Here is a 19043-nt window from a genome sequence, read left to right on the forward strand (position 1 = left end):
CCCCGCGAGACCCCACAGTAGAAACGGAGCACCATCAATGGCCTGGGATTTCTCCACCGAGCCCGAGTTCCAGAAGAAGCTGGACTGGATGAAGGATTTCGTCAGCGCCGAGATCTTCCCCCTCGAGACCCTCGACCTCGACTGGGATCAGTTGCGCAAGGCGATCGCACCGCTGCAGCAGGAGGTCAAGGCCAATGACCTCTGGGCGGCCCACCTCGACCCCGAGCTCGGCGGCCAGGGCTACGGTCAGGTGAAACTCGGCCTGATGCAGGAGATCCTGGGCGCCAGCCCGTACGGTCCCCTCGTCTTCGGTTGCCAGGCGCCGGATTCCGGCAACGCCGAGATCCTCGCCGCCTACGGGACCGACGAGCAGAAGCGCCGCTGGCTCGATCCGCTGCTCGCCGGTGAGTACTATTCGTCGTTCGCGCTGACCGAGCCGGACAACGCCGGCGCCGACCCCACCAAACTCACCACCACCGCCGTCCGCGACGGCGATCAGTGGGTCATCAACGGCCACAAGTGGTTCATCAGCAACGCGGCCACCGCCGACTTCATGATCGTCGTCGCCGTCACCGATCCCGACGCCGACCGGCACCGTCGCACCTCGCAGTTCATCGTCCCCATCGACGCACCGGGCCTCGAGGTGGTCCGCGACATCGGGTCCATCGAGAACCCGCGGCCGCGGCCGCACACCTATGGGTCGCACTGCGAGGTGCTGCTGCGCGACGTCCGCGTGGACGACTCGGCGATGCTCGGCGGCCGCGGTGACGGCTTCCTCGTCGCCCAGAAGCGCCTGGGCCCCGGCCGGATTCACCACTGCATGCGCTGGATCGGGCAGGCCAACCGCGCCTTCGACATGATGTGCGAGCGCGCCACCTACCGCTTTGCGCACGGGTCGGTGCTCGCCGACAAGCAGACGATCCGCAATTTCATCGCCGACTCGGCTGCGGAGATCCAGGCGTTGCGCCTGATGACCCTGCACGCGGCGTGGCGCATCGACGAGGAGGGAACGGCGGCCGCCCGCAAGGACATCGCGCTCATCAAGTTCTTCGGCGCCAAGATCCTCCACAACGTCATCGACCGCGCCGTGCAGGTCCACGGCTCGCTGGGTTACAGCGCCGACCTGCCGCTGGAGTCCATGTATCGCGCGGCCCGCGCCGCCCGACTCTACGACGGCCCGGACGAGGTCCACCGCGACAGCGTCGCCCGCCAGTACCTCAAGGCCTACGCACCCCCGGCCGACAACCGTCCGAGCGAGCACATCCCCACCCGTCGGGAGGCCGCGCAGCGACGCTTCGCCGACCTGCTGGCCGACCAGCCCTGATGCCCCACGTGCTCTCGACGACCCTCGAGAGAATCCCCCAACCCCCAACACCGTCAGGAAGCGAGGAGCCATGTCTCTGAAGGGAAAGACAGCGATCGTCACCGGTGCCGCGCAGGGCATCGGCCAAGCCACGGCCGTCCGGCTGGCCGCCGACGGCGCACACGTCGTGGCCGCCGACATCCAGGACTGCGAGGCCACGCTCAAGGAGATCTCCGAGGCCGGCGGCTCGGCCGAGGCGGTGCGCCTCGACGTCCGGGTGGCCGACGACTGGGCGGCCGCGGTGGAGAAGATCACCGCGTCGCGCGGCGCGATCGACTGCCTCGCCAACGTCGCGGGCGTGGTCAACATGATCAGCGAGGACACCGTCGTCGGCCTCACCGAGGAGGCCTGGGACAACGTCATCGGCACCGACCTCAAGGGCGTGTGGCTCGGCATGCGGGCGGTCATCCCGGGGATGATCTCGAACGGCGGCGGCCGCATCGTGAACATCTCGTCGATGGCCGCACTGCGCGGCCTGCCGAACCTGGCGTCGTACTCGGCGGCGAAGGGCGGCGTCATCGGCCTGACCAAGCAGGCCGCCTTCGAGTACGGCCCGCACAACATCCTGATCAACGCGATCGCGCCGGGCACCATCGACACCCCGATCCTGGCCGACATCACCGACGAGATGCGGGAGGCGAACGCCAACGCGCACATCATCCGCCGGCTGGGACGTCCGGCCGAGATCGCCTCGATGGTCGCCTACCTCATGCGTGAGGGCGACTTCCTGACCGGGGAGATCTACCCGGTCGACGGCGGCTGGGCCGCGAAGGGCAACTTCTGAGCGGAGTCAGATCCGGTCGCCCAGTTCGATGCCGTGCGAGGTCACGGCCTCGAGCAGCGCGGTCGGCCGATGGACCGGCGGCACGTCGTGCACCTGCGCGAAGGAACACCCGAGCGCGCGTGCACCGCCGTCGGCCTTCTCGCTGTCGCCGACCATGAGCACCTGTTCGGCGGGCACGCCGATCGGATCGAGGGCGGCGGTGAAGATCTGCGGGTCGGGTTTGATCGCCCCGACCTCGTAGGAGAGCGCATACGCGTGCACGAGGTGGTCAACCCCGTGCAGGGCGAGCACCTTGCGCAGGTCGAAGGCGATGTTGCTCACGATGCCGATCGGGACGCCCGCCGCCGAGAGTCTGTGCAGCACTTCGACGGTGTCGCCGAACGGCACCCACGACTCGGGATCGAGGACCCGGTCGTAGAGCGAGTTGGCGTGCGCGGGATCGCTCAGGCCGAGCGTGCGCAACAGCGCCAGGTAACCCCGGCGGTGCAGTACGGGCTCGAGATCCCTGCGCTCCCACGCGATCCGGTCGTCACCCTCGATGCCGTCCGGGGTGCCGACCGGCGCGACCATGCGGCGGATGATGTCGTCCTGCCGCTCGGGCCCGATCGGCTCCCCCGCGTCGTCGCGGAGGTCGGCGAACCATTCGTCACGGGGTTCGAAGCGGAACAGGGTGCCCGAGAAGTCGAACAGGACAGCGCGATCGACGGCCGTCATGCGCCGGCGGCCTCGACGACGCCGGCCAGTCGACGGGCGATCTCGTCGGCCTGTTCGGCGGTGGCCGCCTCGACCATGACACGCACCAGCTGTTCGGTTCCGGAGGGACGCAACAGAACCCGTCCCGTGTCACCCAGCTCGGCCTCGGCGGCGGCCACGGCCTCCCGGACCGCCGGGGACTCGGCGACGGCGTGCTTGTCGGCGACCCGCACGTTGATGAGTTCCTGCGGCAACACCGTCACGATGCCGGCAAGGTCGGCCAGGCGCGATCGGGTCGCGGCCATCCGTGCCATCAGCAACAGGCCGGTGAGAATCCCATCGCCGGTCGTGCCGACACCGGGGACCACGATGTGCCCGGACTGCTCGCCGCCGAGCGAGTATCCGCCGCGGCGCAGTTCCTCGAGCACATACCGGTCACCGACCGCAGTGGTGCGGACGGTGATCCCGGCCTCGCGCATGGCGATGTGCAGACCGAGGTTGCTCATCACGGTCGCGACCAGGACGTTGTCGTTGAGCCTTCCCTTCGCGGCGAGCGAGGTCGCGAGGATCGCCATGATGGCGTCGCCGTCGACGATCGCGCCGGTGGAATCGACTGCGAGACAACGATCTGCGTCTCCGTCGTGGGCGAGGCCGAGGTCGGCGCCGTGCTCGAGCACGGCCGCCTGCAGCTTGCCCATGTGGGTGGAGCCGCAGTCGTCGTTGATGTTGAGACCGTCCGGCTCGGCGTGGATCGTGATGACGTTCGCACCGGCGTCGGCGTAGGCCAGCGGCGCCAGCTCCGACGCGGCGCCGTGCGCGCAGTCCACGACGACGGTCAGGCCGTCGAGCCGCTCGTCGATCGCCTCGGCGAGGTGACGGCGGTAGCGGTCCCCCGCGTCCGGCGCGTCGATCACCCGTCCGACCGCCGCACCGATGGGACGGACGAAGTCGTCGTCCATCGCCGCCTCGATGCGGTCCTCGATCTCGTCGTCGAGCTTGTGCCCGCCGGCGGAGAAGAACTTGATGCCGTTGTCCGGCATGGGATTGTGCGACGCCGAGATCATCACGCCGAAGTCGGCGTGGTAGTCCGCGGTCAGGTAGGCGACCGCAGGGGTCGGCACGGTCCCGACACGGATGGCGTCGACGCCGGTGGCGGCCAGTCCCGCACACACGGCTGCCTCCAGCATCTCGCCGGAAGCGCGCGGGTCCCGGCCGACGACCGCACGCGGACGGCGCGTCGCATCGGGAGCGAGGTCCTCGAAAACGACCGCGGCGGCCGAGGCCAGGCGCAACGCGAGCTCTGGGGTGAGCTCTGCGTTGGCCAGGCCTCGGACGCCGTCGGTTCCGAAAAGGCGTGCCAAGATCAGCGCTTGGAGTACTGCGACGCCTTGCGTGCCTTCTTGAGGCCGTACTTCTTGCGCTCGACCGCACGCGGGTCACGGGTCAGGAAGCCGGCCTTCTTCAGGGCGGGGCGATCCTCCGGGGTGACCTCGATGAGGGCACGAGCGATGGCGAGCCGCAGCGCGCCGGCCTGGCCCGAGGGGCCGCCGCCGACGAGCTTGGCGTAGATGTCGAACGACTCGGTGCGATCGACGGTGACCAGCGGGGCCTTGATCAGCTGCTGGTGCACCTTGTTGGGGAAGTAGTCCTCCAGGGTGCGGCCGTTCAGGTTGAACTGGCCGGTACCCGGCAGCAGGCGCACGCGGACGACGGCTTCCTTGCGGCGACCGACGGTCTGGATCGGGCGGTCGATGACGACCGGCTCGCGAACCTCTTCGACCGCGACAGCGGTCTCGTAATCGTCGGCAGCGGCCTCGACGGCCTCGGCGACCTCGACGACAGCTTCCTCGACGGCCTCCACGGCCTCGTTGATGTTCTCGTTGGTCACTGGGCCACCTGCTTGATCTCGAAGGGAACGGGGCGCTGGGCCGCGTGCGGATGGTTCGGGCCTGCGTAGACCTTCAGCTTCGAGGCCATCGCGCGACCGAGCTTGTTCGAGGGCAGCATGCCCTTGACGGCCTTCTCGATGACGCGCTCGGGGAAGGTCTCGAGGAGCTCGGCGGTGGTGCGGGACTTGAGCCCACCGGGGTGCCCCGAGTGGGTGTAGTTCAGCTTGCGCTCGGCCTTGTTGCTGGTCAGCGCGACCTTCTCGGCATTGACGATGATGACGAAGTCGCCACCGTCGACATGCGGGGCGTAGGTCGGCTTGTGCTTGCCGCGCAGCAGGTTCGCGGCCTGCACGGCCAGCCGGCCGAGCACCACGTCTTCGGCGTCGATGACATGCCACGTACGCGTGATGTCACCGGCCTTCGGGGTGTAGGTAGGCACAGTTGGTCCTCAACTCTTGTCTTGTGGATGCTGGTCCGGCGCTCACGGCCGAGGTGGTTCCCGGCGACCAGTGGGGACCCGGGCCTCTGCTGCCCGGGAGAACACATGCGAACACACGTGTACCCCAGGCGCCGTGCACCAGCGATCCAGGTTACGCGACCGTGCAGGTCAGGGTCAAAACGCCCGACCAGGACACCCAGGCGGACCCGCCGGGTCAGTCCACCCGCAACGAACGGACGGCCCGCGCGCATTCGTCGTCCACCGATTCCGCCGCGGAGCCGGCCTGGCATCCGATCGACACCTGCAGGCCGTCGTCGACGATCACGTACCAGCGTATGGCGCTGCCCGACGCCGGCGCCTCCCGGTAGCTGATGACCTCGCGGCCGGCGTAGCGGGTCGACGCCGAGAACTCGGTGACCACGTCGTCGCCGCGCTGTTCGATGCGGTTGCGGAGGCTGGCGGCGACGCTCTGCAGGGTCGAGCCGCTCCGCACCTCGGTAAGGACGGCGATGATCCGGCGGCCGTCGGCCTGGGACACGAACACCGTGCGGGAGGTGGTCGGGTCGTCGGTGTCGTCGCTCGGGGTGTCCTGCCCGGTCCGTCGCCAGTCCCCGGGCACCGTCAGGGTGGCCCGCCCGACGGCGACCTCCGTGGTCGTGGCGGATTCACCCCCGCGCTGCCACCACCCCACCGCCAGCGCACCGGCGAGGACCAGCACCGCCAGGACCGCCGCGGCCACCAGCGTGTGCCGGTCGCGCCACGCCGAGGCGGGCGCCGGCGCCGCGGCAGGCTCGCCGACGACCGGGGTCGCGTCGTCGGCCACGCCACCGGTGCGGTGTCCGAGGCGCACGACGAGGGCACGGTCGACGGGGACCACGCGTCCGGCGACGGCATGCGCGGCGACCGCCTCGACCGCGGCGGCGACCTCGGCGGGCCCCTCCCCGTCGACGTACACCGCCTCGACGGTGTCGTCGATGATCTCCATGCCCTCGACGTCACCGGTCGCGTCACCCTCGACGAGCCCGCACCGCTCGACGACCCACCCCTCGGGACGTCGCCGGAGGATCTGGACCGGCCAGAACCGCCGGGCGGGGGGTGCCGGGTCCGTGGGCGGCGCCGGCACATGGGTGGTCTCCACGACGGCGCAGCACTGCACGGTGATGTCGGCGTGACTGCGCGCGACCAGGAGGGCCCGGGGGACCAGGGCGAGCGGGACCCGGCCGCCGGCGACCTCGGCCAGGCACGATGCCCGTCGCGGTCCCCACGTGCTGGGATGACCGACGACGAGCGGACGGGCGGACGACTCGCCGGGGGCGGGCAGCCCCCACTCGGCGAACACCTGCTGCCACGCCTGCCGGATGTGGAGGCGGCGACCGTCGAGGACGACGGTCGTTTCGTCGACGGCCTCGAGGATCGCCCGCACGTCCCGATCGGGTGCGTCCGGGCCGGTGACCGGGTCGAAGACCCGCACCCGGCCGTACGCGAGGTCGACGACCGTCGGCCGGATCACCCCTGCGTCACCCATCGCCCCACCGCCGCTACTCGGTCGTCGGCGCCAGGGCGACCTGGATCATCTCCTGGGGCCGCACGCGGGACACGAGCTCACCGCGGCCCGGAACGAGACGCTGCAGGCGGCTGCGGCCGGTGATGAAGCCCTCGTCTCGGTCGCCGCTCATCAGCAGCATGTCCGACGACAGATCCTTCAGTCGTGCGATGAGCGGGTCGAACAGGGCCCGGCCGAGACCGCCCGAGCGTCGGGCCAGCACGATGTGCAGACCGATGTCGCGGGCGTGCGAGGCGAGGTCGACGATCGGCATCAGCGGGTTGCCCGACGCGGTGGCGACCATGTCGTAGTCGTCGACGACGAGGTAGATCTCCGGCTGTCCGGCCAGCCAGCTGCGCTCCTTCAACTGGGCGACGGTGACGTCCTCCGGGGGCATCCGGGTCTTGAGGTAGGCGGCGAGCTGGTCCATCAGGGTCGCCGCGCGGTCCGGGGAGCTCGCATATCCGGCGAGGTGGTCGCCGTCGATGATGCCGAGCATCGTGCGCCGATAGTCGACGAACACGATGCGGACCTGGTCCGGGGTGCCGCCCGCCACGAGTCCGGTCACGATCGTGCGCAGCAGGTTGGTCTTGCCGTGCTCGACGTCCGCGAAGGCCATGAAGTGCGGCTGCGTGGTGAAGTCGAGGACCACGGGGGCCAGTTCCTGCTCGCCCACGCCGATCGCGACCTGGTTGGGCGCGAGGGTGATCCCGGCGTTCGCGAGCGCGGTCTGCACCGCCTCGTGGGTGATCTCGGTGCTGAGCTTGCGGACCGGCATCGCCGCGCGACCCGGGTAGGCGGCCACCAGTTTCTCCACCGACGCCGCGACTCCCGCGGGCAGCGTCTCGGCGCTGCCGACGTCGTCGAGGCGCGGCAGCGCGACGAGCATGTGGAGCTCGTCGGGGGTGAGACCGCGTCCGGGACGGTTCTGCGGGACGCCCGCGGCGGCGCGACGGCTCATCTCCGAGTCGGTCGGATCGCCGAGGCGCAATTCGATGCGGGTGCCGAGCAGGTCGCGCACGGCCGGCCGGATCTCCGCCCAGCGTGTCGCGCTGACGATGACGTGCACGCCGAAGGACAGGCCCTGCGCGGCGATGGTGGTGAAGTGTTCCTCGATCGCCTCGAGTTCGTTGCGCAGGACGCCGATTCCGTCGAGAACGAGGAACACGTCACCGAAACGGTCGGCGACGAGCGGATCGTCGGGCGCGACCCTGCCGCCGGCGAACCACTCCGCCCGGCGGGCCCGGTAGTCGCGCATCGACTCCAGGCCGAGGCGGGCGAATTCCATCTCGCGCGACCTGACGATCGTCGCGACCTCGGCCACGGTGCGCCGCACCGCGTCCATGTCGCCACGGGACGCGACCGAACCCACATGCGGCAGGCCGGCCATGCCCGCGAGGCTGCCTCCGCCGAAGTCCAGGCAGTAGAACTGCACCTGCTCGGGCGTGTGTGTCGCCGCCATCGCCATCATGATCGTGCGCAGCGTGGTGGACTTGCCCGACTGCGGTCCGCCGACCACGGCGACGTTGCCCGCGGCGCCGGACAGGTCGATCATCAGCGGGTCGCGCCGCTGGTCGTACGGGCGGTCCACCCAGCCGATGGGCAGCGCGAGGTTGCCGGGGACCGTCGGCTGGGTCCAATCGCGCTGTCCCACGAGGTCTTGCACGGTCGGCGAGTCCTCGAGCGGCTCGAGCCACACCCTGTGCGCCGGCGGCCCGGCGCCCTCGATGCGGGAGACGATGGTCTCCATCAGCGTCGGCACCGACACCGACGCCGGCTCGAAGTCGGTCTCCGGCATGGCCTCCGGCGCGGGCGGCTCCTCGTCGAGCAGGCTCTCCGCCCGGTCGAGCAGCGAACGCGGGGACCCCTCGTCGAGCGGGGCCGGCAGCGCGGTGAAGACCTTGAGCTTCCCGAGCCGCGGCATCGACGACGTGCCGAGGGTCTCGGACTCCTCGGTCACCGTCGGCGAGTGATAGGGGCCCGAGACGTAGGAGGTGTTGAAGCGCACCGGGTCGTCGGAGTCGCATTTGAGGTAGGCCGAGCCGGGCACGCTCGGCAGGTGGTAGGCGTCCGGGACACCGAGCACCGAGCGGGACTCGTTGGCGGAGAACGTCTTCAGACCGATACGGTAGGACAGGTGCGAGTCGAGGCCGCGAAGCTTGCCCTCCTCGAGGCGCTGCGACGCCAGCAGGAGGTGGATGTGCAGCGACCGGCCCAGACGGCCGATGGCGACGAACAGCTCGGCGAAATCCGGCTTCTGCGCGAGCAGTTCGGAGAACTCGTCGACGACGATGAACAGCGCGGGCATCGGTTCGAGGCGCACCCCGGAGGCACGTGCCCGTTCGTAGTCGGCGACGTTCGCGTAGTTGCCTGCGGCGCGCAGCACCTCCTGCCGGCGGTTCATCTCACCGGACAGCGCGTCCTTCATGCGGTCGACCATCGCCAGCTCCTGCTCGAGGTTGGTGATGATGGCCGCGACGTGCGGCGCCGACTCGAGACCGAGGAACGTGGCGCCGCCCTTGAAGTCGACGAGGACCAGGTTCAGCTCGGACGGCGAATGGGTCGCGAGCATCGCGGTGACCAGGGTGCGCAGGAACTCCGACTTGCCCGAGCCGGTGGCGCCGATGCACAGGCCGTGGGGGCCCATGCCGCCATGCGCGCTCTCCTTGATGTCGAGTTCGACGGGCGTCCCGCTGGGCGTGTACCCGATCGGCACCCGCAGGCGGTCGCGCCCGGTGCGCCCGCGCCAGGCCGTCGCGGGGTCGAAGAGTGCGGCGTCCTCGATGCCGAGCAGTGCGGGGAGCCCGGGATCGGCTGAGGTGGCCTCGGATTCGAGGTTGGCGAGCGTCGCCGCGGTCGCCGGCCGATAGCGGGCCATCCGCCTGGCGACGGCCTCCGCCTCCGGGATGCTCAGCGAGTCCATGTCGGCGAACTCCTCCACCCCGGAGGCGCTGCGCGCCGACACCTTCGAGTTCCGCACCACCAGCTGCAACCCGCGGCGGGCGGCGAGACCATCCGGTGGGGCGGTGAGGTCGAGGACGGTCACGCCCTCCATGCCGGAGGAACTCAGGACGCGCTCGTCGCCGGCGACATATCCGTCGTCGATGACGATCACGAGGTGCGCACGGTTTCCGTTGGGCGGTGCCGAGCGGCTGAAGCGTCCGCGTTCGAGAAGGTCGGAGGCGAGCGAGTTCTCCAGGTCGGCGAGCGTCGGGTAGATCATCCGCATCGGGCCGATGCCGTCGCGCAGCGTCGGATGGCCAACGTGCGGAAGCCATTTCGCCCAGTCCCAGGCCTCCCCCGCGGGATCGCCGGTGACGATCCCGATGAGCAGGTGGTCGGGCCCGTGGAACACGGCGAGCTCGACGAGCATCGACCGCACCAGCTCACGGGTCTCCTGACGAGCACCCTCGATGTTGATCGCCGGGAATCCGCGAAGCGAGATCGACCGCGGCAGGCTGTACACCGCGGAGTGGGTGCGCACGAAGCGGCGCAGCGCCACCATCGACACCGGTTCGATGTCCTCGAGCGGCCCGGTCTCCGGCGGCATCAGCCGCGTCGCGAGCCGCTGGACGCCGACACCCACGCGGACATGGGCGAAATCGCTGTCGACGGGCCTGCGCTCCCACATACGCCGGCTGCCGATCACGTCGAGCAGGGCATGCGGGTCGGGGTGGCTCCAGGTGCGCGCCGCGCGCTGGTTCTCGACGGTGTCGATGACCTGCCCGCGCAGCTGCCCCAGGTAGCGGAAGTAGTCCTTGCGCTCCTCGTTGAGCTCGGCGGCGCGCTTGCCGCCCCCGCGACCCCCGGCGGCGAACATGCCGAACATCGACATGAGCATCATCAGCGGGAACATCATGAACAGCGGATTGGTCAGGATGTTGCGGCCGCCGGTGACCATCATCAGCGCGATCATGCCGACGACGGCGACGATCATCACCACCGGTAACAGTTTGACCAGCAGGTTCCCCGGCACGACACGAGGAACGTCCGGTGGCGCCTGGATGTTGACCTCGCCGCCGGGCATCCGGGGCGGCGTGATGCGTGGCCGACGCACGAAACCCTCGGTGGTCGTGACCACTCGACTCCCCCTGACCCCTCGAGCTGTGTATCCCCCGGCGGTCGAGGCCGCCCGAATTGGCTATGTTAGCGGGACAACCCTGGGGGAGGATTGACCTGATGCCACCTGTGGACGGATTCGCGCCGGGATTCCCGTCGCCCGCTGTGGAGGCCACCACCGGTGACCGCCGGTCCGCAGACACCGCCATCGAGCCGCAGCTCGTGCGCGTGTCCGTGCTCGGCGGCAACACCCAACTCGACGTCGGCCTGCCGGCCGGCATCCCGATCGCCGGGCTGATCGGCGATCTCGTCGCCCAGATCGAGTCGCGCAACCCGTCGCGGCACGATCCCGACGACCCCGACGCCGATCCGCGTTCCGGCGGCCGGCCGCACGACCGGCAGAATCGCTGGACCCTCGCCCTCGTCGGGCAGGATCCGCTCCCCCTGCACCGTTCCCTGTCGGAGTCGGGCATCCGCGACGGCGACCTCCTCCTGCTGACGTCGGTGCGGACCGGCGAGTCGCCGGTGCTCTTCGACGACGTGGTCGACGCGGTCGCCCGCCTCAACGAGTCCCAGTTCACCGGATGGACCGCCGTCTCGGCCCGATACGTCGGCTACGCGCTGGCCCTGATCGCATCCGTCGCGGGCGCGGCCTCGCTCGCCGCGGCCCGTTACGACTCCGGCGCGCTCTGGCTCGCCGCGCTGTCGGGCCTCGCCGTGATGGGCCTGGTCACCGCCACCACGATCGTCGCCCGCTACTACCGGGACGACCTGAGCTCGACGATATTGTCCGTCTGCGCGACCCCGATGGCCTTCGTGACGGGCATGATCCTGACGCCGGAATCCTATGGCGCAGCGCATCTCACGCTCGGCTTCGCGTTCGTCCTCGTCACCGCCGTGCTCACCTACCGGCTCACCGCGGTCGGCGCCACCGCCCACAGCGCGGTGACCAGCGCCGCGGTCCTCGGCGCGCTCGGCTGCGGCTCCCGCCTGCTCGTCGACACCTCGGCGTCCGACGTCGCGGCGGTGGTGGCCGCCGTCGGCCTGCTGCTCATCGGTCTCGCGCCCCGGGTGACGATCCTGCTCGCCAAGCTGCCGCTGCCGCCCGTCCCGACCGCGGGCGCCGCCATCGACGTCGCCGACATCGAACCCACCCCGTCGATCGAGGGCATCGGCGCGATCGGCGCCACCGCGCTGCCGAAAGCCGATGCGCTCGAACGGCGTTCGTACCTTGCCAACGCATACCTCACCGGTATCGTCGCCGGCCTGACGGCCGTCACCGCGGTGGCCGCCGTGCTGACCGCGGCCCCGCTGGCCGGGTTCGAGTGGAAGAACGCGGCCTACGCCGCAATCATCGGCGTGGTGCTGTGCCTGCGCGGGCGATCGCACAGCGACCTGTTCCAGGCGGCGATCCTCATCGTCGGCGGCTCGCTCGTGGTGATCACGCTGCTGACCGGTCTCGCCTTCGGCGACGACCGTTGGCCCGCCATCGGATTCACCCTCGGCATCGTGGTCATGATCGCGGCACTTGTCCTCGGAGTGGTTGCACCGCACCAGGACTTCTCCCCCGTCATGCGGCGCTGGGCCGAGATCGGCGAGTACATCCTCGTCGCACTCATCGTGCCGCTGCTGTTGTGGCTGCTCGACCTGTACCGCATCGTCCGGGAGATCTGATGTCCCGGGCCCGTTCCCGGTTCGCAGCGCCGGTGGCCGTCGCCCTCGCCGCCTCGCTGCTCGGCCTGTCGGCCGGCCCCGCGTCGGCGGCGACCCCGCCGCGGATCAACCCCGGCGCGCTCATCCGTTCCGCACCGGTCGCACCGCCGGAACCCACCGAGCAGGGTTTCCTGTGCACCGAGACGGCGCTGACCCGGGGCACCGCGAAACCCTCTCCGGCACAGGAGATGATGAATCTCGACCAGGCATGGCGGTTCAGTCGCGGCAGCGGGCAGAAGGTGGCCGTCATCGACACCGGCGTCACCCCGCATCCGCGGCTGGGGAAGGTGATCGCCGGCGGGGACTACGTCTCGAACGGCACCGGCCTCGACGACTGCGACGCGCACGGCACCATGGTCGCCGGGATCATCGCCGGACGCCCCGCCGACTCGGACGGTTTCGCCGGCGTGGCCCCCGCCGCGTCGATCATCTCCATCCGCCAGCACAGCGCGGTGTTCAAGGCGAAGAACACCAAGCGCGCCGACGACCGTCCGAAGGTGGGTTCCGGCTACGGGACGGTCCGCACCATGGCGCACGCGATCGTTCGCGCGGTCGACCTCGGCGCGACCGTGATCAACATCTCACTGGTCGCCTGTGCGACCGACCCCGACGAGCTCGACGATCCGGCGCTCGGCGCGGCGGTCCGTTATGCCTACGACCGCGACGTCGTCGTCGTGGTCGCGGCCGGCAACACCCCGGCCAACTGCCAGAACCAGAACCCGGAGCCCGCGGGCGGGGACCCGGCGAGCTGGGCCTCGGTGGGAACCTTCGCGACGCCCGCCTGGTACGCGCCCTACGTGCTCACCGTCGGGGCGATCGACACCGAGACCGGCGCCCCCAGCGCCTCCAGCCTGCACGGACCGTGGGTGAGTGTGGCAGCCCCGGGCACCGAGATCGTCAGCCTCGACAACCGACGCGGGTCCAGCCGCCTCGTCTCCGCGCAGCGCGGCGAGGACGGCGCGGCCCCGTTGAACGGCACCAGCTTCGCGGCCCCGTTCGTCGCCGGCACCGCGGCACTCGTCCGGTCGCGGTTCCCCGAACTCTCGGCGCGGCAGGTGATGGACCGGATCATCGCGACCGCGCATGCGCCGGGAGACGGCCATGACCAGAAGGTCGGCCACGGCGTCGTGGACCCGGTGGCCGCGCTGACCGCGGAGATCCCGACAGAGAACGGGCCGCGGGCGCAGTCGGCCCCGATCGCCGCTCCCCCGCCCCGGACACCGCCGGATCACACCGCGCGCAATGTCGCGATCGCCGGGACCGGTGTGAGCATCGCGGTGATCGCCGCCGTGCTCGCGATCGCGCTGCCGCACCGGAGGGTGCGCAAGCTCGACCCGGACGAGTTCTAGGGGACGACGCCGCTCAGCGGGCGGTGCACACGGGCCGCTCAGCGGGCGGTGCGCGCGGGCCGCAGCTCGCGCGGCAGGGCGAAGGTCAGCGTCTCGTTGGCGGTGTTGACCGTCTCGACGGTGTCATAGCCGCGCTCGGCCAGCCAGTCGAGGACACCGCGGACCAGGACCTCGGGCACCGACGCGCCGGAGGTCACGCCGACGGTGGTGACACCCTCGAGCCAGGCGTCGTCGATCTCGCGGGCGTAGTCGACGAGGTGTCCGGCCTTGGCGCCGGCCTGCAGCGCGACCTCGACCAGGCGCACCGAGTTGGACGAGTTCTTGGACCCGACGACGATGACGAGATCGCAGTTCGGGGCCATCGCCTTCACCGCGACCTGCCGGTTCTGCGTGGCGTAGCAGATGTCGTCGCTCGGCGGATCGGCCAACTCCGGGAAGCGTTCCCGCAAGCGCTTGACGGTCTCCATGGTCTCGTCGACCGACAACGTGGTCTGCGACAGCCAGATGACCTTCGACGGGTCGCGCACGGTCACGCCGTCGACCGCGTCGGGTCCGTCGACGAGCTGGATGTGCTCGGGCGCCTCACCCGCGGTGCCCTCGACCTCCTCGTGCCCCTCGTGGCCGATCAGCAGGATGTCGTAGTCGTCACGCGCGAAACGCTTGGCCTCCTGGTGCACCTTGGTCACCAGCGGGCAGGTCGCGTCGATGGTCTTGAGGTTGCGCTCGGCCGCGGACGCGTGGACCTGCGGCGAGACCCCGTGGGCGCTGAACACGACGATGGCGCCCTCGGGCACCTCGTCGGTCTCGCTCACGAAGATCGCACCGCGTTCGGCCAGGGTCTCGACCACGTGCCTGTTGTGCACGATCTCCTTGCGGACGTAGACGGGGGCGCCGTGCTTGTCCAGGGCACGCTCGACCGTCTCCACCGCACGGTCGACGCCCGCGCAGTAGCCGCGGGGTTCGGCGAGCAGGACACGCTTGGTCTCAGACATGTCTCCAAGGGTACGGGTTACAGAAGGGTGCCCGTGATGGCAGAGTGTTGGCATGGATCGCGCACCCTATCCGGCCCGTATCGCCGCAGGTCTGATCGTCACCGCCATCGAGGAGACCCGGAAGCTGCCGTCTCTCCTCATCACCTTGCCCATGACGGCCATCAGCCAGACCCTGCAGGCGGGCATGCGGGCCCAGCAGAACATCGCCGAACTCGCCATCAAGGGCGACGCCGCCCTGGAGATGCTCTTCGAGAAGCCCAGCGAGCAGCCCGAATGGGCCGTCTTCGACGAGGACGAGACCCCGGGCCCGGACACCGACGCACACCTGGCCGCGGACGCGCCGATCACCAAGCACTCGCCCACCACCATCGACGACGAGGTCGCCGCGGCCGCCGACACGGAGTCCGAGGCGAAGTCCGACGGGGAGGCCGAAGCCGCCTCCGACACGGTCGAGCCCGCCGAGGTCGACGCCGAGGCCACCGACGCCGAGCTCGCCGCGCCGCCGCGGGCGGACGTCGGCCGATTCGCGCTCTACAGCTCGGCACCCGAGGAGGTCGTCGAGAAGGCCGAGAAGAAGGCCACCCCGGCCGGGGCGAAGGCCGCGTCGGCGAACGGCTCTGCGCCGGAGATCGTCGAACTCATCGACTACGACACCCTCACCCTCGCCCAGCTGCGGGCGCGCCTGCGTTCGGTCGGCGTCGACGACCTCGAGGCGCTGGTGGAGTACGAGAAGGCCAACCGCGGCCGCGCACCGTTCGTGACGATGCTCGAGAACAGGATCGCCTCGCAGAACAAGCGCTCCTCCGAGGCGTGAGCGGGTCCTCGCCGAATTCGGCCGAGAACCCGTGGCCGGTCCGGACGGTCAACACCAAGATCGCCGACTGGATTCACCGGCTCGGCCAGATCTGGGTGGAGGGCCAGATCACCCAGATCAGCCGCCGCCCGGGTACCCGCACCGCGTTCATGACGCTGCGCGACCCGGCCGCGGACATCTCGATCTCGGTGACCTGTAGCCCGGATCTGTTGGCGCGCACGGAGGTTCCGCTGCACGACGGCAGTCACGTCGTGGTGCTCGGACGGCCGAGCTTCTACACCGGCCGGGGCACCGTTTCGTTGCGGATCAGCGACATCCGCCCGGTCGGGATCGGCGAACTGCTGCTGCGGATCGAGCGGCTGCGGCAGCTCCTGGCCGCGGAGGGCCTGTTCGATCCGCGGCTCAAGCGGACGTTGCCGTTCCTGCCCCGCACCATCGGCCTGATCAGCGGCCGCGCCAGTGCCGCCCAGCGGGATGTGGTGAGCGTCGCCACCCAGCGCTGGTCGGCGGTACGTTTCGACATCCGGGAGGCGCCGGTCCAGGGCCCGACCGCGGTGGCGCGCATCCTCACGCATCTCGCCGAACTCGACGCCCACCCCGACGTCGAGGTGATCATCATCGCCCGCGGCGGCGGGAGCGTCGAGGACCTGCTGCCGTTCTCCGACGAGGCGCTGCTGCGCGCGGTGGCCCGCTGCACGACTCCGGTGGTCAGCGCGATCGGGCACGAGCCCGACAACCCGCTGCTCGATCTCGTCGCCGATCTGCGCGCCGCCACCCCCACCGACGCGGCCAAGCGCGTGGTGCCCGACGTGGAGGCCGAGCTCGCCGGAATCGCCGAACTCCGCCGTCGCAGCGCGCAGGCGCTGCGCAACTGGGTCCGCCGGGAGTCGGCGGTCGTCGAGTCCCTGCGACGCCGGCCCGTCCTCGCCCGGCCGGAGATCCTCGTCGACGCCGGGGAGCGTCACGTCGCCGAGCTTCGACGGGCGCTGCGCCGAGATGTGCTGCGCCACATCGACGCCGAGGAGCGACACCACGAACACCTCGCGGCCCGGCTGTCGACGCTGGGCCCGGCACAGACGCTCGCCCGCGGCTACGCCGTGGTGCAACGCACCGACACCGACGTCACCCATGTGGTCGGCGGCCTCGACGACCTGCCGGTGGGCGCACAGTTGCGCATCCGCGTCGCCGACGGCGCCGCCCGCGCGACGGTGACCGCCCGAGAGGAACCGGCATCGACACCCCACGACATCCCAGGAGAGTCATGAGCGACGAAGGCGACCAGTTCGACAACGACCTCGACACTGCGCAGTTCACCCCCGTGGCCGAACTCGGCTACGAACAGGCCCGCGACGAACTCGCCGAGATCGTCGGCACGCTCGAGCACGGCGGCCTCGATCTCGACACGTCACTGGCGTTGTGGGAACGCGGCGAAGCACTCGCCGCCCGCTGCGAGGAACACCTGCGCGGCGCCCGCGAACGCATCGAATCCGTCATCGCGCAGAAGTCGGCCGACGACGAAGACGACGACTGACCCGGACCGACCGACCCAGAACGACCGAACCGGAACGACCGGACCGGAACGCCCCGAACGCAGACGTCAGCGGGTTCCCGACGGCGAACCCGGCGTCGCCGACGGCTTGGGCAACGGCCTCTGCTCGACCACCGACGCACCGATCGTCTCGATGTCGGAGACCGGGCCCCGCGTCAGCACGCCGATGCGCACGTCGCCCAGATCGGTGATCCAGAAGCGCTTGTCCCCGGCCGTCTCATAGGTCACCCACTTGTGGCCGGCGAGGTCGCGCGTGCCGGTCGCGGTGAGATCGTTGAGGGTCGTGTCGTCACCCGCCAGATAGGTGACCAGCACGTCCTCTGGGGCGTCGGTCTGGCTGAGCTGGACGTAGGCGCCACTCGCAGACAGCCAGCCGACGGTACTGACCCGATGCCCCTCGATCGCAGGCGACGAGCCGGAGTTCGCCTTCCAACCCTCCGGCGTCGGCGGCATGCGGACCGGGAAGGGCATCTCCCGCGCATCGGCCTCGAGCGCCGCCTTGACGTTGAACTCCGCGACCTTGTCCGCCGAGGGCTCCTGATCGACACCCACCGAGCAATTCCCGGACGCGATCGCCACCAGAGCGACGAGCGCGAGCAACGGCACCATGGTCCAGAACATGTCCTTGCCGTTGATGAGAATGCGCGGTTTGTCTGCCATGCCGCCGAGTATCGCACCCACAGGGTCAGTCGCCGAACGGCCGGTATGACATGCAAGGATGTTGTCTGAGATCACCGCCACGACGTCCATGAGGAGTGCAAGCCCATGACTGCAAGCCACCAAGCGCCCGATCGCAATCTCGCGATGGAGTTGGTCCGAGTGACCGAGGCCGCGGCGCTCGCCGCCGGCCGCTGGGTGGGGCGCGGTGACAAGAACTCCGGCGACGGCGCGGCGGTCGACGCCATGCGTCAGCTCCTCTCCACCGTCTCGATGCGCGGCGTCGTGGTGATCGGCGAGGGCGAGAAGGACGAGGCCCCGATGCTGTTCAACGGCGAGGAGGTCGGCAACGGCGAGGGCCCCGAGTGCGACGTCGCCGTCGACCCGATCGACGGCACCACCCTGATGGCCGAGGGCCGCCCGAACTCCATCTCGGTCATCGCCGTCAGCGAGCGCGGCACCATGTACGACCCGTCCGCTGTGTTCTACATGGAGAAGATCGCCGTCGGCCCGGAGGCCAAGGGCGCCATCGACATCAACGCCTCGGTCGAGTGGAACATCAACTCGGTGGCCAGGGCCAAGGGCATCGACGTCTCCGACCTGACCGTCGTGATCCTCGACCGTCCCCGCCACGCCGACCTCATCTCCGAGATCCGCGCCGCCGGCGCCAAGATCCGCCTCATCTCCGACGGCGACGTCGCGGGCGCGGTCGCCGCGGCCGACGACTACTCCACCGTGGACATGCTGATGGGCATCGGCGGCACCCCCGAGGGCATCATCGCGGCCGTCGCGATGAAGTGCATGGGCGGCGAGATCCAGGGCAAGCTGTGGCCCCGCAACGACGAAGAGCGACAGAAGGCCATCGACGCCGGCCACGACCTCGACCGCGCGCTGACCACCGACGACCTCGTCCGCGGCGAGAACTGCTTCTTCTGCGCGACCGGCGTGACCAACGGCGACATGCTGCGCGGTGTGACCTACCGCCCGAACGGCGCGACCACCCGTTCGCTCGTCATGCGCTCGAAGTCGGGCACCGTGCGCCGCATCGAGTCGGTACACCGTCCCGAGAAGCTGCGCGGCTACGCCGGCATCAAGTACTGAGCACCCCGCAACCGACGCTCGAAGGCCCCGCGCCACCAGCAGTGACCCACCTCACGAGTGGGGTCACCTATGGCGTGGGGCCTTTTCACGCGAGGGAT

Annotated in this window: 16 protein-coding genes; 8 read left to right on the plus strand and 8 right to left on the minus strand. The window is 70.4% G+C overall.

Annotated features, from left to right (window positions below):
• The first annotated feature begins 37 nt into the window (after positions 1–37).
• Entirely contained in the window at positions 38–1324 is a 1287-nt protein-coding gene (locus ABFT43_RS10615) for an acyl-CoA dehydrogenase family protein (RefSeq protein ID WP_347960314.1), read from the plus strand.
• A 70-nt stretch (positions 1325–1394) separates the two neighbouring features.
• Positions 1395–2147 carry an SDR family NAD(P)-dependent oxidoreductase gene (locus ABFT43_RS10620; RefSeq protein WP_347960315.1) on the plus strand — a complete coding sequence of 251 codons (753 nt, stop codon included), beginning with the start codon at positions 1395–1397 and terminating at the stop codon, positions 2145–2147.
• A 6-nt stretch (positions 2148–2153) separates the two neighbouring features.
• Here ABFT43_RS10620 and ABFT43_RS10625 read toward each other — a convergent pair whose 3' ends face one another.
• The 6 genes from ABFT43_RS10625 to eccCa all read right to left on the minus strand — a co-directional run bounded on the left by ABFT43_RS10625 (position 2154) and on the right by eccCa (position 10792).
• Positions 2154–2861 carry an HAD family hydrolase gene (locus tag ABFT43_RS10625; RefSeq protein WP_347960316.1) on the minus strand — a complete coding sequence of 236 codons (708 nt, stop codon included), beginning with the start codon at positions 2859–2861 and terminating at the stop codon, positions 2154–2156.
• Positions 2858–4201, minus strand: coding sequence for a phosphoglucosamine mutase (gene glmM / locus ABFT43_RS10630; RefSeq protein ID WP_347960317.1), 1344 nt, complete (start codon positions 4199–4201; stop codon positions 2858–2860). Before glmM ends, ABFT43_RS10625 begins: the two co-directional genes overlap by 4 nt.
• 2 nt (positions 4202–4203) lie before the next feature.
• Complete coding sequence (gene rpsI / locus ABFT43_RS10635; protein ID WP_347960318.1) at positions 4204–4728, minus strand: 30S ribosomal protein S9; 525 nt, start codon at positions 4726–4728, stop codon at positions 4204–4206.
• Complete coding sequence (rplM, locus tag ABFT43_RS10640; RefSeq protein WP_347960319.1) at positions 4725–5168, minus strand: 50S ribosomal protein L13; 444 nt, start codon at positions 5166–5168, stop codon at positions 4725–4727. The genes rpsI and rplM overlap by 4 nt, the downstream gene beginning before the upstream one ends.
• A gap of 214 nt (positions 5169–5382) precedes the next feature.
• Positions 5383–6693 carry a type VII secretion-associated protein gene (locus ABFT43_RS10645; protein ID WP_347960320.1) on the minus strand — a complete coding sequence of 437 codons (1311 nt, stop codon included), beginning with the start codon at positions 6691–6693 and terminating at the stop codon, positions 5383–5385.
• A gap of 13 nt (positions 6694–6706) precedes the next feature.
• A complete protein-coding gene (gene eccCa, locus ABFT43_RS10650) occupies positions 6707–10792 on the minus strand; it encodes a type VII secretion protein EccCa (RefSeq protein ID WP_347960321.1) in 4086 nt (1361 codons plus the stop codon).
• A 98-nt stretch (positions 10793–10890) separates the two neighbouring features.
• Here eccCa and eccD point away from each other — a divergent pair, with 98 nt between their 5' ends.
• Positions 10891–12444 (plus strand): type VII secretion integral membrane protein EccD, encoded by a 1554-nt coding sequence (eccD, locus tag ABFT43_RS10655; RefSeq protein ID WP_347960322.1) that lies wholly within the window; start codon positions 10891–10893, stop codon positions 12442–12444.
• The gene (mycP, locus tag ABFT43_RS10660; protein ID WP_347960323.1) at positions 12444–13832 is read left to right on the plus strand and encodes a type VII secretion-associated serine protease mycosin; all 1389 of its coding nucleotides are present in this window, start codon (positions 12444–12446) and stop codon (positions 13830–13832) included. The genes eccD and mycP overlap by 1 nt, the downstream gene beginning before the upstream one ends.
• Before the next feature lie 38 nt (positions 13833–13870).
• Here the strand turns inward: mycP and ABFT43_RS10665 are convergent, their stop codons facing one another.
• Positions 13871–14824 carry a 4-hydroxy-3-methylbut-2-enyl diphosphate reductase gene (locus tag ABFT43_RS10665; protein ID WP_347960324.1) on the minus strand — a complete coding sequence of 318 codons (954 nt, stop codon included), beginning with the start codon at positions 14822–14824 and terminating at the stop codon, positions 13871–13873.
• Positions 14825–14876: 52 nt separating this feature from the next.
• On the opposite strand from ABFT43_RS10665, the gene ABFT43_RS10670 reads away from it, so the two are divergent.
• The 3 genes from ABFT43_RS10670 to ABFT43_RS10680 are packed head-to-tail and all read left to right on the plus strand — an operon-like array spanning position 14877 to position 17169.
• Positions 14877–15638: a lipid droplet-associated protein gene (locus tag ABFT43_RS10670; RefSeq protein ID WP_347960325.1), complete on the plus strand. Its 762-nt coding sequence runs from the start codon at positions 14877–14879 to the stop codon at positions 15636–15638.
• Complete coding sequence (xseA, locus tag ABFT43_RS10675) at positions 15635–16903, plus strand: exodeoxyribonuclease VII large subunit (protein WP_347960326.1); 1269 nt, start codon at positions 15635–15637, stop codon at positions 16901–16903. The genes ABFT43_RS10670 and xseA overlap by 4 nt, the downstream gene beginning before the upstream one ends.
• Positions 16900–17169, plus strand: a complete 270-nt coding sequence (locus ABFT43_RS10680) for an exodeoxyribonuclease VII small subunit (RefSeq protein WP_347960327.1) — start codon at positions 16900–16902, stop codon at positions 17167–17169. The genes xseA and ABFT43_RS10680 overlap by 4 nt, the downstream gene beginning before the upstream one ends.
• 66 nt (positions 17170–17235) lie before the next feature.
• On the opposite strand, the gene ABFT43_RS10685 is transcribed toward ABFT43_RS10680, so the two are convergent.
• Positions 17236–17847 (minus strand): DUF4245 domain-containing protein, encoded by a 612-nt coding sequence (locus tag ABFT43_RS10685; RefSeq protein WP_347960328.1) that lies wholly within the window; start codon positions 17845–17847, stop codon positions 17236–17238.
• 105 nt (positions 17848–17952) lie between these two features.
• On the opposite strand from ABFT43_RS10685, the gene glpX reads away from it, so the two are divergent.
• Positions 17953–18945, plus strand: coding sequence for a class II fructose-bisphosphatase (glpX, locus tag ABFT43_RS10690; RefSeq protein ID WP_347960329.1), 993 nt, complete (start codon positions 17953–17955; stop codon positions 18943–18945).
• Positions 18946–19043: the final 98 nt, after the last annotated feature.

The sequence above is a fragment of the Gordonia aurantiaca genome, from assembly GCF_039939235.1.
Classification (GTDB): Bacteria; Actinomycetota; Actinomycetes; order Mycobacteriales; family Mycobacteriaceae; genus Gordonia.

Excerpts from the sequence above, each read along its gene's own strand:
- ABFT43_RS10615 (WP_347960314.1), top strand. The coding sequence starts at position 38 with ATGGCCTGGGATTTCTCCACCGAGCCCGAGTTCCAGAAGAAGCTGGAC.
- ABFT43_RS10620 (WP_347960315.1), top strand. The coding sequence starts at position 1,395 with ATGTCTCTGAAGGGAAAGACAGCGATCGTCACCGGTGCCGCGCAGGGC.
- ABFT43_RS10625 (WP_347960316.1), bottom strand. The coding sequence starts at position 2,861 with ATGACGGCCGTCGATCGCGCTGTCCTGTTCGACTTCTCGGGCACCCTG.
- ABFT43_RS10645 (WP_347960320.1), bottom strand. The coding sequence starts at position 6,693 with ATGGGTGACGCAGGGGTGATCCGGCCGACGGTCGTCGACCTCGCGTAC.
- eccD (WP_347960322.1), top strand. The coding sequence starts at position 10,891 with ATGCCACCTGTGGACGGATTCGCGCCGGGATTCCCGTCGCCCGCTGTG.
- mycP (WP_347960323.1), top strand. The coding sequence starts at position 12,444 with ATGTCCCGGGCCCGTTCCCGGTTCGCAGCGCCGGTGGCCGTCGCCCTC.
- ABFT43_RS10665 (WP_347960324.1), bottom strand. The coding sequence starts at position 14,824 with ATGTCTGAGACCAAGCGTGTCCTGCTCGCCGAACCCCGCGGCTACTGC.
- ABFT43_RS10670 (WP_347960325.1), top strand. The coding sequence starts at position 14,877 with ATGGATCGCGCACCCTATCCGGCCCGTATCGCCGCAGGTCTGATCGTC.
- ABFT43_RS10680 (WP_347960327.1), top strand. The coding sequence starts at position 16,900 with ATGAGCGACGAAGGCGACCAGTTCGACAACGACCTCGACACTGCGCAG.
- ABFT43_RS10685 (WP_347960328.1), bottom strand. The coding sequence starts at position 17,847 with ATGGCAGACAAACCGCGCATTCTCATCAACGGCAAGGACATGTTCTGG.
- glpX (WP_347960329.1), top strand. The coding sequence starts at position 17,953 with ATGACTGCAAGCCACCAAGCGCCCGATCGCAATCTCGCGATGGAGTTG.